Below are 15026 nucleotides of genomic sequence, written 5' to 3'. Positions count from 1 at the left end.
ATTGTTTTAAACTTTAAACTTTCGATATATTTATACGGTAGCTATGGTTTCTATCTCTACAAGTCCATTTTTTGGTAATGTTTTTACAGCTATCGTGCTTCTTGCTGGATAATCCGCATCAAAATATGTAGCATATATATCATTTACTTTTGCAAAATCATCAATATTTGCCAAAAATATAGTTGTTTTTACTACATTTTTAAAGTCCATTTTTGCTTCAGCTAAAATATTTTTTATATTTTCTAAGCTTTGTTTTGCTTGTTCTTCTACGCTATTTCCTGCAAATTCACCATTTGGCTTAACACCCAATTGTCCCGAAATAAATAACATTCCATTTGCTAAAACAGCTTGAGAGTATGGTCCTATAGCTTGTGGTGCTAAGTTTGTATGTATGATTTGTTTCATAATTTTATCCTTTATTTATTGTGTTTTAAAATTATTTGATTTTACATCATTTTTGCTTTAAAGTTTTCTAAAATTTATTATTTTTATTATTTTTTGATATAATTTGACCCAAAAAATTTAATTATTAAGGATTTTATTTGTATCCCAGTAGCGACAACTCGCTTTTTATGATTATTCTTGCAGTATTCTTTGTCTTTTTAAATGCTTTTTTTGTTCTTTCTGAGTTTGCTCTTGTTAAGGTTCGTAAATCACGCCTTGAAGAGCTTATAAAAGAAAAAGTTCCAAATTCTCAGTTGGCATTTGATATGTCAAACAAACTAGATACATATCTTAGTGCTACACAATTAGGTATAACACTTAGTTCTCTTGCACTTGGTTGGATAGGAGAGCCTGCTGTTGCTAGATTATTAGAAGAACCTATGGCTAAATATTTTGGTGCTAGTGAAGTTGTTGTTCATAGTGTGTCTTTTGCTATAGCCTTTACACTGATAACACTTTTGCACGTTGTTTTAGGTGAACTTATACCAAAATCAATAGCGATATCAAAAGCTGAAAGTTCTGTTTTAAAGATAGCAAGACCACTTCATTTTTTCTGGGCGATATTCTCTCCTGTTATAAAAACTTTTGATTTTTTAGCTGGTGTTGGTTTAAAAGCACTTGGTATAAAGCCAGCTAAAGATAGCGAAATAGCACATTCAGAAGAAGAAATAAAAATAATAGTAAGTGAGAGTTTAAAGGGCGGTGTTTTGGATAGTTTTGAAACAGAGCTTATAAAAAATGCTGTTGATTTTAGTGATACTGTTGCTAAAGAGATTATGACTCCTCGTAGGGATATGGTTTGTATAAATAAACAAAAAAGTTTTGAAGAAAATTTACAAGTTGTTTTTGACTCTAAGTATACAAGATATCCTTATATAGATGGTTCAAAAGATGTTATTTTAGGGCTTATTCATATAAGAGATATTTTACAAGTTCATTTTAGCGATAGTAAAGAAAAAAGTTTTGATAGTATAGTAAGAAAGTTTATTATTGTGCCTGAGAGTTTGTCTATATCAAAAGTGCTTTTGATGATGAATAAACAACAAATTTCAGCTGCTTTGGTTGTTGATGAATACGGCGGAACAGCTGGGCTTTTGACTATGGAAGATATTATGGAAGAGGTTTTGGGCGATTTTCATGATGAGCATGACGATGCTGACCTTGGCTATAAAAGAATAAATGAAAATATATATGAATTTAATGGAAGATTTGAACTTGAAAGGGTTGAGGAACTTCTTGGTATAACGTTTGATGAACAGACTGATCAAGTTACAATCGGTGGATATGTGTTTAATCTTATGGGAAGACTTCCTACTGTTGGCGATAAAATAGAAGATGAAAACTGTTATTATGAAGTTAGAAAAATAGATGGCACTAGTATTTTAAGTGTGAAAGTAAGAAAAAAGATAGAACAAATCGAGTCAGATAACGAACATAGTTAAGAGATAGGAGATATTTATGATAAGAGTAGGCATACATGGTGCAAGTGGAAAAATGGGTAAAGAGATAGCTTCTTGCTTGTGCGAAAATGAATTTGCTAAACTTAGCGTTGCTTATTCTATAAATGAAATTTCACATCCACTGCCAAAAGATGTGATAATTACAAATGACCTTGAAGAGCTTTTTGAAAATAGCGATGTTGTTATAGATTTTAGTATAAAACAAGGTGCTATTAATTTGATAAACTATGCTAGAACAAATCCAAAACCACTTGTTATCGGAACAACAGGGCTTGGAGAAGATGGCGCTGATCTTATAGAACATGCCGCAAATGCTATGCCTATTTTATATGCTACAAATATGAGTTTAGGCATTGCTTTGTTAAATCGTTTGGTTGCTTTATCTTCAAAGACTTTGAGAGATTTTGATATAGAGATAGTTGAAATGCATCATAAACACAAAAAAGATGCACCTAGTGGAACAGCACTTACTTTGGCAGAACATGCAGCAGTTGCTAGAAATCTTGACTTGAAAGATGTTATGGTTACTGGTAGAGAAGGGCTTATCGGGGCTAGAACAAAAGATGAGATATCTGTCATGGCTCTTCGTGGTGGAGATGTTGTTGGTAGGCATACTGTTGGTTTTTATAATGACGGAGAGTATATGGAGCTTAATCATACAGCAACTTCAAGAACTACATTTGCTAAAGGTGCTATAAAAGCTGCGGTTTGGCTACATTCTCAACCAAATGGAAAATATAGTATATATGATTGTATCGGTCTTTAATGTATTGTAAATTTTATATTTAGAATTTTTTGATAGTATCAGCTAGGTTTTAAATTTTAAAGCTTATAAATTTTATTAAAAATAAATATAAAATTATATTATAAATTTGGAGTATAAGTAATGTGTGCTATAGTTGGTATAATAAATTCAAAGGATGCTGCAAAAACTGCTTATTATGCTCTTTTTGCTATGCAACATAGAGGTCAAGAAGCAAGTGGTATAAGCTCTTGTGATGAAAGTGGAAAAATACATACAGTAAAAGCTTCTGGACTTGTGACTGAGGTTTTTAAAAAAAGTAGCTTTGAAATTTTAAAAGGCGATATGGCAATAGGACACAATAGATATGCTACTGCTGGAAATGAGTCATTGTTTGATGCACAACCTATAAATGCAAATTATTCTCTTGGTTCAATCTCTATAGTTCATAACGGAAATTTGGTTAATAAAGACAAAATAAGACAATCCTTGATAGATGAAGGTGCTATTTTTGCTTCAAATATGGACACAGAAAATATAATTCATCTTATAGCTAGACATAACAGCAAAAGTCTAAAAGATAGAATAATATATGCTTTAGAAAAGATTGTTGGAGCTTATTGTTTGCTTATACAATCAAGACATAAGACTTTTGTAGTTCGCGATAAATACGGTGTTAGACCATTAAGTCTTGGAAGATTAAAAGATGGCGGATATGTTGTTGCTAGTGAAACTTGTGCTTTTGACTTGCTTGAGGCTGAGTTCATAAGAGATGTTAGACCTGGTGAAATGATTATATTTGAACGTGGAAAAGATGATTTTATAAGCGAACAAATTTTTGAGCCAGAACCAAGAATTTGTGCATTTGAATATATATATTTTGCTCGTCCTGATAGCGTTATAGAAGGCAAAAGTGTATATGAGACTAGAAAAAATATGGGAAGAGTCCTTGCTAGAAAAAGTAAGGTTAGGGCAGACTTTGTAATACCTGTGCCAGATAGTGGTGTAGCTGCGGCATTAGGATATGCACAAGAAAGTGGTCTTCCTTTTGAGGCGGCTATTGTTAGAAATCACTATGTCGGAAGAACTTTTATAGAACCTACTCAAGAAATGAGAAATTTAAAGGTAAAACTCAAACTAAACCCTATGTCTAATGTCTTAAAAGGTAAAGATGTTGTCGTTATAGATGATAGCATAGTAAGAGGAACAACAAGTAAAAAGATAGTTGAACTTTTGCGTCATGCCGGCGTTAGAAATATACATTTTAAAGTTGCTTGTCCTGAGCTTAAATATCCTGAAAGATATGGTATAGATACTCCTAGTTTTGAAGAGCTTATAAGTGCAAATAAAAGCATAGATGAGGTTTGCAAATATATAGGCGTCGATAGCTTGGAATTTCTTGATATTGATGAGCTACAAATGGCTTTAGGCAGAGAGAGAAAATACTCACTTGTTAGCTTTGATGGAAATTATTTTATTAAATAAAATTCTAAAAAAAATATTTAAATAAATAATAATTTATTTTTAATTTTTATTAAAATTTGCTAAGTACTAAAAATATTTTAGGTTTAAATATATTTTAATTTTGCATATCGTATACTTCAAACCGTATAATTTTTTATTTTAAGGATCAAAAAATATGGGTTCAAATTTAATTAAAAGTCTTATTTTATGGCTTACTTTGTGTTTAACTATAAGTTTAGGTTTATTTTCTTTTGCTAATTTGTCTTTTGCAAAAAAAGAAACAAATAAACTAGTTTTGTCTTCCCAATATGGGGTTGTTGATAATGCTGTGGATTTTTTAAAAAGTTTTATGGAATTAAAATTCGCATCAGTAAAATATATTGCAAAATCTCTATCACAAGCAAATATTCCGGAAGATGAACTAGTGAAGATGTTAAAAGCTTCACAAGAATCCGGCGGTTCTGATTTGCTATACGCTGGATTTGAAAAAAATGGTCGCATGGTCAGATCAAATAATAAAAATCAATCTCCTAGTGATGGTTACGATCCAAGAATTCGAGGATGGTATAAAAAAGCAAAAAGCGTTAATAATGATATTATAACAGATGCTTATTTAACTACTACTGGCAATCAAGTAGCTATATCACTGGCTACTACTTTTAATGAACCATATGGTGGGTTCGGAGGTGTTGTGTCATCTGATATTTTCCTCTCGGAGCTTAATTCTAGAATAATTAGAATGAAGTATTATGATGAAGAGGAAATTTTTGCTATAGATGAAAAAGGTAGAATACTATTGTATTCAGATAAAAATTTGATTATGAAAGAAACACCTATCAGTAAAGAATTAGTGTCAGTATTCAATGAAAGTAATGATGTTATATTAGAAGAATTAAAAACTCATACTTTTGATAAAGATGGCAAAAAAATGGTTGCAGCTTGCCTTAAAGAAGATACTACCAAGTGGCTTTTATGTTCAGTTGTGCCAACAAGTATCAACAATCAAAGTTCAGATAGGCTGTTAAAGACTCAGATTCTTTTATCTGCAATTTTTATTGTTTTGATAGTTTTGGTTTTAGCTTTTTTTATGAATTTTAAGTTAAAGCCTATTAAAGAAATAGAAGAAGGTTTAAGTTCATTCTTTGACTTCTTAAATTTTAAAACTAAAAATGCAAGTACAATACAAGTAAAAACCAAAGACGAATTTGGTCAAATGGCAACAATGATAAACGAAAACATAGCTAAAATCCAAGATGGTAAAACACAAGAAAACAACTTCATCCAACAAGCAAATCACTTTGTTGATAAGATAAAAGATGGTGATTTTACAGCTACATTAGATGCTAATACAAATAACCCAGCGCTTAATCAATTAAAACAAACATTTAAAGAGCTTCAAGAAGCATTACAAGAAGCAATAGCAAAAGATGGTCAAGATGTATTAAGATTACTTGATTCATATAAAAGACAAGACTTTACATCAAGACTTGATGATGAAGGTAGAATGGCTAGTGGTGTAAATTTACTTGGTGAAGAAATAACAAATATGCTTAAAAACAATCTAAAACAAGCAGAAACACTACAACAAAAAGCTCAAATACTATCAAGCTCTATGGATGAATTAACAAATGGAGCAAACTCACAAGCAAGTTCTTTACAAGAGAGTGCAGCAGCAGTAGAGCAAATGAGCAGTTCAATGAATGCAATATCTCAAAAGACACAAGATGTTATAAGACAATCAGAAGAGATTAAAAACATAATAACAATAATAAGAGATATAGCAGATCAAACAAATCTATTAGCACTTAATGCAGCTATAGAAGCAGCAAGAGCAGGAGAACATGGTAGAGGCTTTGCAGTTGTTGCTGATGAAGTAAGAAAACTAGCAGAAAGAACTCAAAAATCATTAGGAGAGATAGAAGCAAATACAAATGTATTAGCTCAATCAATAAATGAAATGAGTGAGTCTATAAAAGAACAAGCAGAAGGTATTAATATGATTAATAAATCTGTTTCAGAGGTAGATATGCTAACTCAACAAAATGTTAAAATAGCAAACAACACAAATCAAATTACATTAGAAGTAGATGATATGGCTAAGACTATAGTTGAAGATGTAAGGAAGAAGAAGTTTTAACAACTAACTAAATATAAATACTCCCTATAAATGGGAGTATTTATACCTATTAATTTAATCTTGCGTGATATTTTCATTAAACTACTTTTGACTTATATTAATTATAATAAAAATTTAATTGGATTTGTAATTTTCTAAGAAAGATTCTACCAACAAAAAAGAGCCAAATACCAAGTATATATCGTTTTTATCAAATATATTTTCTAAATTTTCTTTATCAAATATGGAATTTGGTATATTTAATTTATCAAGAGTTGATTTTAATTTTTCTCCTCCAAGCTCTCTATCATAGCTTGCGTATTCATATATAAAAACATGTTTTAGTATTGGTTTGAGAGTATTTAAAATACTATCAAAATCCTTATCTAAAAAAGAATTATATATTAAATTTATTTTTTTACTTTGGAAAAAATCAACCATTTGTAATGCGCCAAGCTCATTGTGACCTACATCTACGTATACATTATTTGCTATTTTTTCACAACGACCACGTAAATTTAGCTTATCAAGTTTTGAGATATCTAAAAATCCTAAGAGCTTTTTTGCACCACTGCATGCTAGTGTCAAATTTGATCTTAAAAAATTTGGCAGACTGAATTTTTGGCTGTATAAATTTATGCTATCCATGTCAGTTTGATTTAAAATATCTTTTGCAAAATTTATATTTGCTTGTTTTGCATTTGCTATTTCAAATCCTATTTTTACACAAGTTTTATCCATTTTGTTATTTAGCAAAACTGGTATTTTTTTCTGTATAGCATTAAACTTTGTTATACAAATTTTATCCAGGGTATCCCCAAGTACGGCTGTATGATCAAGTCCTATTGGCGTAAAGATGCTCATTTGTTTATCAAAAACATTTGTTGCATCAAGCTCTCCACCCATTCCAGCTTCACATATAAAATAATCACATTTGCAAAATAGTATCGCTGATAATAGTGTTGCATATTCAAAATAGCTAACTCTTTTTTTAAGCTCATCGTTTAAAATCTCTTGAAGTTTTTGGTGAGCTAATTCTAATTTTTCATCAGATACTACTTTGCCATCTAGCCAAAATCTTTCGTTAAAACTAAATATATGAGGGCTTGTGTAATGCCCTACATAGTTGCCATTTTGTTTTAAAATTTGAGCTAAAAATCTACCAGTTGAGCCTTTACCATTCGTACCTACGATATGAATTATTTTAAATGGTTTTATCTCGCTTTTAATCTTACTCCATGCCTTAGGCATAGTAGTATAATCTATTTCTTTATAAAAAAGAGGTTTTTTTGATAAAAAATCTTTTAATAAACTCATCTTATTCTGTTATTTTTGGCATAGCTTGGTTTCTACCATTTTTCTTGGCAGAGTAAAGCATTTTATCTGCATTTTCAAGAGTGCATGTATCATTTTCATTTAGATTTCTCGTTGCTACACCAGCACTGATTGTAACTTTTATCACTTCATTTTTATATATAAATTTAAACTTTTCTATAGATAATATTATTTTGTTTGCAAATTTAATCGCATCATTTAAACTAGTGTTTGGTAAAATTACAACAAACTCCTCACCACCATATCTGCCTATAAAATCAATTTTTCTAGATGATTTTTTAAATATTTTAGCTACAGTTGATAGTATCGCATCTCCAGCATCATGCCCATAATTATCGTTTATTTTTTTAAAATAATCAATATCCAAAAAGCATAATGAATAATTTGTTCCATATCGTTTAAATGCTTCTTCTATTCTTAAAATTTCTTGCATTAAAGCACGTCTAGAAGCTGTTTTTGTAAGAAAATCTTCTTTGCTTTCAGCTCTTGCATCTTCAAGCTCTTTTTCTAATATCGTTACTTTTTCTTGAAGTTGTAAAATAGTTTCTTGCTTTACAACCATTTCTGTGCCAAGTTCTCGACTTTCTACTTCAAGACTGGTTGCTATATCAAAAAGTGTATCTCTTACTTTTTCAAAATTATTTACATCAAATTTTATCCCACTTATGTTGTTTTTGATGTCTTGAGCTTTTTTTAAGTTTGTATGCGAAGTTGTTGCTATATTTGAAATTTTATCACTTATATTTTGTAAGACTACATTTAGTGTTGAAAATTTTTCTGTTATCTCATCTTTATCAGCTTCTATTCTTCTTGTGATTAAATTTCTTATATCATTTTGGATACTACTTTCATGTATACAGATTGGATTTTTCTTGATCTGCAAACTAAGTTCATTTATATCATTTTCAAGTTCTTTTGATATAGATGGCTTTAAAGTGTATGCTATAAGATCTGTTATTAATGCTAATCGCGTTTGATTGTTTTGTAGGGTTAAAAACTCATTCAATTCACTCATCATAGACTTTAAGTCATCAAAGTTTCTTACACCATAGTATTTTAAAAACTCAAGATACTCTTCATTGTAAGAGTCAATTAGATCAAGCCAGTTTTTTCTTGTTTTGTCTATATTTTTTATATCAAATTTTTTATTTAAAAGTTGAATACTTTTTTCGGCAAGAGATTTTGCATCTTTGTTATGCAATATTGATATAGTTTGCAAAATACGCTTTGTAAATGTGACTAAAGATCTAAAGTTTAAATCCTCGCTGATATTAAAAGATTGCTGAGATGATCTGTTTAGTCTAGCTGTTAAAAATGCTATAAACTCATCTATAGTGTTTATATTTAAATTATTTGCTTGTGTTTTATACTCTGTTGTTAATCTCGATATATATTTTTCTAGTTTTATCTGGGTTTCTGTTGTAAAACCATATTTATTTGATATCTCATTAAAAACTTCTGTGTAATTTTCAGGTGTTAGCATTAATTGGCGATTTTTTATCTCACTGATTGATTCTTTTATTATTTGTGCCATACTAATTGCTGCCATTTTTGTTTCCTTTTAATGCTAGTTTAGAGACATATTCATCAAATGCCTCTTTTGATGCTTCTTTTATGGCTTGATACCTCTCTCTTTCACTAATAATACTATCTGCATATCTGATATTTTTTATTCTTTTGGCTATATTAAAATCATATTCTCCACTTGTTTGAATTTCACTTACACTGTCATCTTTAAATTTTGTTTCAAAAATCAAAACCAAAGTCGCTTTATATGAAGTTATGTAGCCATATTCATCATAAACAGTTGGTTGATACGATAGCGATTTTGTTTTTACATTGATAAAAGTATTTGCGCTATTTTTAGAACTTAAGTTTTTATTTAATCTAGATGCAATCCCCTCTCTTACAGCATCTTTTATAAATACACTATTTTTTGGTTCGTTTTTGTCTATAATAACATCTATAAAAACCCTGTCTCCAACTAAGTTGTGACTTATTTTTGAGATAGGTTGATATCCACAACCAACAAGAAATATAGTGATAAAAATAGTAGCAAAATACTTCATAATTATCCCTTTACGACCAAATTTACAAGTTTTTCTTTTATGTAAATTTCTTTAATTATCTCTTTGTTTTCTATCCACTTTGAAACTTGTTCTTTGGCTAATTTTATTATGTCAGCTTCGTTAGTTTCATTTGAGATCTCAAACTCGGCTCTTTTTTTGCCGTTTACTGTAACTGCTAGTTTAAAGCTATCTTTTACAAAAACTTCATCTAAAATTTTAAGTTCACCAAAATTTGCTCTTCTAAATAGCTCTTCGCTTAATTCGCAACATATGTGAGGAACTATTGGTTCTAGTAAATTTAGGATTATATAAATTCCCTCTGTTGTTACTTTTTCGTTTGATTGAGCATTTAAAGCATTTAAAGCTTCCATGCAAGCTGCTATAAGTGTATTAAAAGTAAAGCTTTCGTTAAATACATCTTTTGATTTTTTTAGTGCTTCATAGACTTTTAATCTAGCATATTTTTCTTCTTTGTTTAAAGAGGTGTGATCTATGCTTGGTATTTTATCTGTTTTTATTGCACTCATTGACTTTTCCCAAAGTCTATTTAAAAACCTATAAGAGCCTTCTACTGCACTATCGTTCCAGTCAAGTTCTTTTTGTGGAGGCGCTGCAAAAAGTATAAATAATCTAGCCGTATCAGCACCGTATTTATTTATAATGCTATCAGGGTCTACTACATTTCCTTTACTCTTGCTCATTTTAGCACCATCTTTTAAAACCATTCCTTGTGTTAATAAATTTGAAAATGGTTCGTCATTGCTAAGTAGTCCCAAATCCCTTAAAGCTTTTTGGAAAAATCTAGCATAGAGTAGGTGTAATATGGCGTGTTCGATACCACCTATGTATTGATCAACATTCATCCAATAATCAACACTTTGTTTATCAAAAGCACAATCTTCCCATGTCTTATGATCGCTTGCATATCTTGCAAAATACCAAGAACTTTGGAAGAATGTATCCATTGTATCAGTTTCTCTTACAGCATCTTTTCCACATTTTGGACATTTTGTAAATTTCCAAGTAGGGTGCTTATCTAGTGGATTTCCTTCGCCTGTTATCTCAACATCATCAGGTAATGCAACAGGTAGGTTTTGTGTATTTTCAGGCACTGCACCACAGTCTTTACAATGCACAACAGGTATAGGAGCGCCCCAGTATCTCTGGCGAGAAATTCCCCAATCTCTAAGTTTAAAGTTTGTTACTCTTTTGCCTAAATTTTTATCTTCAAAATATGATATTATTTTTTCTTTTGCCTTTTCGCTGCTAAGGTCATTTATAAGAGGAGAATTTATAGAAATTCCATAATCACTATTTGCCTTTGTATTATCGCAATTTTCATCTAAAGACTTAACAACAGTTTTTATAGCAAGATTGAATTTATTTGCAAACTCAAAGTCTCTTTGATCATGAGCCGGAACAGCCATAATAGCACCACTACCATAATCAGACAAGATAAAATTTGCAACCCAAACAGGTATTTTTTCATCAGTCAAAGGATGGTTTACATAAATTCCTAAAAATACACCATCTTTTTCGCTTGCTTGTCTCTCTCTTGGACTTTGGTTTAATATCGCTTTTATCTTGGCTTTTTTATCATCATCTAATAAATTTAAATCAAGCAATGTTTTTACGATAGGATGTTCAGGAGATAAAGCTGTATAGCTTACTCCGTATATAGTATCAGGTCTTGTTGTAAATACACTAAAGCCATCAAATTTGTTGTTTAGTTTCTTTTGTGATTCACTATCTAAGAAAAGTTTAAACTCAAGACCATAGCTCTTGCCTATCCAGTTTTCTTGCATGCTTAAAACTTGGCTTGGCCATTTTCCTTCCAATGTCTTTAAATCATCAAGTAATTCATCAGCATAGTCTGTTATCTTTAAATAATACCCTGGAAGCTCTTTTTGTATTACTTGATTTCCACATCTCCAACAACAACCATCTTCGACTTGCTCATTTGCTAATACTGTTTGGTCATGCTCACACCAATTTACTATAGCACTTTTTCTATATACTAAGCCTTTTTCAAACATCTTTATAAAAAAGCTTTGTTCCCATTTTGTGTATAGCGGATCAGATGTAGCTAGTTCTCTGTTTTTCGAAAAAGAAAGCCCTAGGCTTGCAAGCTCTTTCTTCATGTAGTCGATATTTTCATAAGTCCATTTTTTAGGATGAATTTTATGCTTTATAGCAGCATTTTCGGCAGGCATACCAAAGCTATCAAAACCGATAGGATGAAGCACGTTGTAGCCTTGATTTCTATAATATCTAGCAAATGCATCACCTATAGAATAATTTCTTACGTGTCCCATATGTATCCTACCACTAGGATAAGGAAACATACTTAAGATATATTTTTTTGGTAATGTATAATCATCTTTTGGTTCAAACTCGCCACTTTCCTGCCATTTTTCCTGCCATTTTTTTTCTATTTTTAATGGTTCATAAGCCATTTTAACTCCTAAAATTCTTCTTGTGCTTTGTTTGATTCGACTAAAACCAAAGCTAGTGAAAATACATTTGCTATAACCGCACCTATTACAAGTGAATATGCTAATGTCATATTTGCATTAACTTGCAATACAACAAATGCAGGTATTAGGTGCAAATCCGCAACCAAAGAACTTGCAAAAAGTTCGGCCGATAGTATGTTTCTAACACCTATTTTAAGCAGTGTTGATACTAAATTTATACTAGCAGCGACAAATAAAGCGATTTCATTTTTATCATATAAAAACTCAGCAGCAGTAGTAAGGCTCATAAGAGCGAAAAATACATATACAACTTTACCCCAATTCATTTTAACTCCTTACACCACACCTTTTTCAAATTTTGCTCTTTCTCTTTCGCGCTCTCTTTTTTGTTTTAGTTTTTCATTTAGTCTATTTCTGTATTGTTCAACACTAAATTTTAGCCATATAAGAAAAGCCGAAGCTATATAGACAGAGCTTAGTGTTCCTACAAGGACACCAACCATAAGCACAAATGAAAATCCGCTGATCATATCTCCACCAAAATTATAAAGAACAAATACAACTATAAATGTAGAACTTGATGTTAGTATCGTTCTTGATAGGGTAGATGATACGGATTCGTTTATTATCCCAGCTATGTCATCTCTTTTGCTTGTTGTGATGCCTTCTCTTATCCTATCAAAGATAATTATTGTATCATTTAGTGAGTATCCAAGAACTGTTAAAATCGCCGCCAATGTGTCTAAGTTCACATCTATGGCAAACAAAGATATAGCTCCCATTGTTATTATGATATCGTGAATTTCAGATATTATTGCAGCTATGGCAAATCTCCATTCAAATCTTAAAGCAATGTATATCAAAACCGCACCAAAAGATATAAAAATAGCCATAAGCGCTTTGCTTCTAAGCTCTCCACCAACCTTTGGTCCAACCATATCAACCCTTCTAACTTCAACATTTCCAGTATCTTTTAAAAGTTGTTTTACTGTATCTCCAGCATCAGAACCTACATCAGAACTAGAACCTAAAAAACGCACGATTATTTCGTGTGTGTCTTTTTCGTTTCCAAATTTTGTAACTGATGCATTTCTTAGTGTTTCATTTACAGCAAGTGCTTCTCTTACTTTATCTAATGAAACCTCTTTATCATATTTTAATTGTATAAGTGTTCCACCCGCAAAGTCTATACCGTAATTTAAACCTTTTGTGGTAAGTAAAAATACAGATCCAAAAAATAATATGGCAGAAAGTATAGTCGAAGGAATTTTAAACTTCATAAAGTCATAAACTTTAGCCTTTGTAAATATTTGCATTATAAACCTTTTATATCTATTTTAGTCTCGTTTGTAACCAAACCAAAGTCTTGTGCTTTTGCTTTTTTCTATCTTGTCCATCAAAAAGTCAAAAAATCCGTGTGTTCCGAGAATGGCTGTTAGCATTGAAACCAATATACCAATACTCATAGTAACAGCAAAGCCTTTTACTGGTCCTGTTCCATAAGCATATAGTGCTACAACTGTTATAAGTGTTGTTATGTTTGCATCTACGATAGCACTCATAGCATTTTCATAGCCTTTTTGAACACTTACTTTTATACTAGCCCCATCTCTTAAAAGCTCTCTTATACGCTCATTTATTATAACATTCGCATCCACAGCCATACCTATCGTAAGGACTATACCTGCCATACCAGGAAGTGTTAATGTAGCTCCAAATAGCGCCATAATAGCTACAAGTATTATTATATTTGCAATCAGTGCTATATTTGCAAGAACACCCGAAAAACCATAATAAACAATCATAAACAATACTATAAGTAGCGAAGCTCCCATTAAGGCTATCATACTTTTTTGGATACTTTCGGCACCAAGAGATGGTCCTATACTTCTTTTTTCTAGCATTTTTACAGGCGCAAGTAAAGCCCCACTTCTAAGTGCTATTGCTACATCGTGAGCCTCTTCAACTGTAAAACCACCGCTTATTTGACCACTTCCTCCACCTATTCTTTCGTTTATAACAGGCGCTGAATATACCTTTCCATCAAGGACTATTGCTAGTCTATTTCCTACATTTGAGCCGGTGAAATCACCAAATATTCTAGCACCTTCTGAATTTAAAGAGAAATTAATAATAGGCATATTGTTTTGTTGAGAAAAAGCCACTCTAGCATCTGTAAGCATAGAGCCATCAAGTATAGGTATGCTTTTTAATACATATTTTATATTGCTGTTTTTTGAATCCGGATAGATTATATCTCCATAGCTTTCAGCTTCTGTTTTGCTCATACTTAAGGCTCTATCTTGTCTTTTGTCATCAACTGCCATAAGTTGTAAATGTGCTGCTTTTGCTATCAAGTCCCTAGCTCTTTGCTCATCTTCTGATGTTTTTATGCCGGGTAATTCTACTAAAATTTTATCACTTCCCTGTCTTGCAACAGTAGGTTCAGCTAGTCCAAATTGATCAAGTCTGTTTCTTATTGTTTCAACAGCTTGAGCTATAGCATATTCTATCGTTGCTGCTTTTTCTTCATCGCTTAGACTAAGTGTATAATGAAGGTCTTTTTTCTCAACTACGATGCCTTTGATTGTTTTTAACATTGCGTCTATGTTTTGAGTCTCATCAGCATCTATGAGCGAAAATTCTATATTTTCATCTTTTGTTCTTAGCTTATCAAGTAAAATATCCTCTTTTTTAGCATAATAATTTATACTGCCTGCTATTGATTTTATCTTTGAGTGTATTGCAACTTCTGTTTCAACCCCCAAAAGCATATGCAAACCACCTTGTAAGTCAAGACCAAGATTTATCTTAGCCCCTTTATCTGTTTGCAAAAAAGATGGAATTGAAAAAGTAATACCAAAAATAAGGGCTATTAAAAATATAATAAGCCTATACGTTACTTTACCACTTCGCATT

12 protein-coding genes and 1 pseudogene are annotated in these 15026 nt (G+C 31.2%); 5 read left to right on the top strand and 8 right to left on the bottom strand.

All coding sequences use genetic code 11. The features are described from left to right. Positions 1 to 30: 30 nt before the first annotated feature. A complete protein-coding gene (locus tag CPIN18021_RS08690; protein ID WP_078423992.1) occupies positions 31 to 405 on the bottom strand; it encodes a RidA family protein in 375 nt (124 codons plus the stop codon). 137 nt (positions 406 to 542) lie between these two features. Between CPIN18021_RS08690 and CPIN18021_RS08685 the strand changes: the two genes are divergently transcribed. The 5 genes and pseudogenes from CPIN18021_RS08685 to CPIN18021_RS09230 all read left to right on the top strand — a co-directional run bounded on the left by CPIN18021_RS08685 (position 543) and on the right by CPIN18021_RS09230 (position 6247). After that, positions 543 to 1886, top strand: a complete 1344-nt coding sequence (locus tag CPIN18021_RS08685) for a hemolysin family protein (protein ID WP_078424847.1) — start codon at positions 543 to 545, stop codon at positions 1884 to 1886. A 16-nt stretch (positions 1887 to 1902) separates the two neighbouring features. Beyond that, positions 1903 to 2670 carry a 4-hydroxy-tetrahydrodipicolinate reductase gene (dapB, locus tag CPIN18021_RS08680; RefSeq protein ID WP_078423990.1) on the top strand — a complete coding sequence of 256 codons (768 nt, stop codon included), beginning with the start codon at positions 1903 to 1905 and terminating at the stop codon, positions 2668 to 2670. Between the two features lie 120 nt (positions 2671 to 2790). Continuing rightward, entirely contained in the window at positions 2791 to 4131 is a 1341-nt protein-coding gene (purF, locus tag CPIN18021_RS08675) for an amidophosphoribosyltransferase (RefSeq protein WP_078424846.1), read from the top strand. 154 nt (positions 4132 to 4285) lie between these two features. After that, a pseudogene (locus tag CPIN18021_RS09235) lies at positions 4286 to 5074 on the top strand (cache domain-containing protein); the annotation flags it as partial. Between the two features lie 123 nt (positions 5075 to 5197). Continuing rightward, on the top strand, positions 5198 to 6247 hold the full coding sequence (locus tag CPIN18021_RS09230) for a methyl-accepting chemotaxis protein (RefSeq protein WP_418226057.1): 1050 nt from the start codon (positions 5198 to 5200) through the stop codon (positions 6245 to 6247). A 114-nt stretch (positions 6248 to 6361) separates the two neighbouring features. On the opposite strand, the gene CPIN18021_RS08665 is transcribed toward CPIN18021_RS09230, so the two are convergent. From CPIN18021_RS08665 to secD, 7 genes are read right to left on the bottom strand one after another with little or no spacing between them, the layout of a single operon-like run. Next, on the bottom strand, positions 6362 to 7543 hold the full coding sequence (locus CPIN18021_RS08665; RefSeq protein ID WP_078423987.1) for a folylpolyglutamate synthase/dihydrofolate synthase family protein: 1182 nt from the start codon (positions 7541 to 7543) through the stop codon (positions 6362 to 6364). A 1-nt stretch (position 7544) separates the two neighbouring features. Next, positions 7545 to 9110: a GGDEF domain-containing protein gene (locus CPIN18021_RS08660; RefSeq protein WP_078423986.1), complete on the bottom strand. Its 1566-nt coding sequence runs from the start codon at positions 9108 to 9110 to the stop codon at positions 7545 to 7547. After that, positions 9097 to 9630 carry an LPS assembly lipoprotein LptE gene (locus CPIN18021_RS08655; RefSeq protein WP_078423985.1) on the bottom strand — a complete coding sequence of 178 codons (534 nt, stop codon included), beginning with the start codon at positions 9628 to 9630 and terminating at the stop codon, positions 9097 to 9099. Before CPIN18021_RS08655 ends, CPIN18021_RS08660 begins: the two co-directional genes overlap by 14 nt. A 2-nt stretch (positions 9631 to 9632) precedes the next feature. Next, positions 9633 to 12086, bottom strand: coding sequence for a leucine--tRNA ligase (leuS, locus tag CPIN18021_RS08650; RefSeq protein ID WP_078424844.1), 2454 nt, complete (start codon positions 12084 to 12086; stop codon positions 9633 to 9635). A gap of 8 nt (positions 12087 to 12094) precedes the next feature. After that, complete coding sequence (locus CPIN18021_RS08645) at positions 12095 to 12433, bottom strand: DUF6394 family protein (protein WP_069633414.1); 339 nt, start codon at positions 12431 to 12433, stop codon at positions 12095 to 12097. A 9-nt stretch (positions 12434 to 12442) separates the two neighbouring features. Next, positions 12443 to 13423 carry a protein translocase subunit SecF gene (gene secF, locus CPIN18021_RS08640; RefSeq protein ID WP_078423983.1) on the bottom strand — a complete coding sequence of 327 codons (981 nt, stop codon included), beginning with the start codon at positions 13421 to 13423 and terminating at the stop codon, positions 12443 to 12445. A gap of 21 nt (positions 13424 to 13444) precedes the next feature. Further along, a complete protein-coding gene (gene secD, locus CPIN18021_RS08635) occupies positions 13445 to 15025 on the bottom strand; it encodes a protein translocase subunit SecD (RefSeq protein WP_078423982.1) in 1581 nt (526 codons plus the stop codon). Position 15026 lies beyond the last annotated feature (1 nt).

Origin of the sequence: Campylobacter pinnipediorum subsp. caledonicus (assembly GCF_002022005.1) — a bacterium.
GTDB lineage: Bacteria > Campylobacterota > Campylobacteria > Campylobacterales > Campylobacteraceae > Campylobacter_A > Campylobacter_A caledonicus.
Note: the sequence above shows the minus strand (reverse complement) of the source record. Positions and strands in the feature narration are given on the sequence as shown.